Consider the following 494-nt stretch of genomic DNA (forward strand, 5'->3'; position numbering starts at 1 on the left):
CTCCCACTCCTGCCCTTTCTTTAGTCGGAAGGCAAAATTTTTGGTATGATCGTCACAATTTCTTGCGATTACATTGAATACCATTCTACGGTACATTTGTGCTGCTTGTGGGTAAGGTAACCTCAGCAAACGCATGGTTTGGAATAGCTGTTCGTAACTAAAGCTCGTGATTTGATTAAAGTCATAGTGCTGCATCGCACATAGCGTTTGTATGTGGTGTTTTTGGTCACCTCCATCTCTATCAAAACGTTTGGTCATAAAATGAGCTCTCCCGTTTTCTTCTAATAGACGAGATTCCATCATGTCGATTTGGCAAGCTTTAGCCATGAGATAATATGCCATTTCAACTTTACCAAAACCGCTGCTTTCTCCAAATTGTACATTGCTAACGGTATCTAATTTTAGCAACCAATGTTCAAAACCTTTGGGCGCTAGCGTTTGACCAGATTTTACTTGCCCTGTTTTTTCATTATAGGCGATAATGGCTTTTGGTC

General features: G+C 40.5%; 1 protein-coding gene. It reads right to left on the reverse strand.

Annotated features, from left to right (window positions below):
- Window positions 1-494 (reverse strand): type II toxin-antitoxin system HipA family toxin (locus IU405_RS08640; RefSeq protein WP_197438212.1); only part of this gene is annotated, 494 nt, incomplete at both ends.

Source organism: Polaribacter sp. BAL334, from assembly GCF_015767435.1.
GTDB lineage: Bacteria > Bacteroidota > Bacteroidia > Flavobacteriales > Flavobacteriaceae > Polaribacter.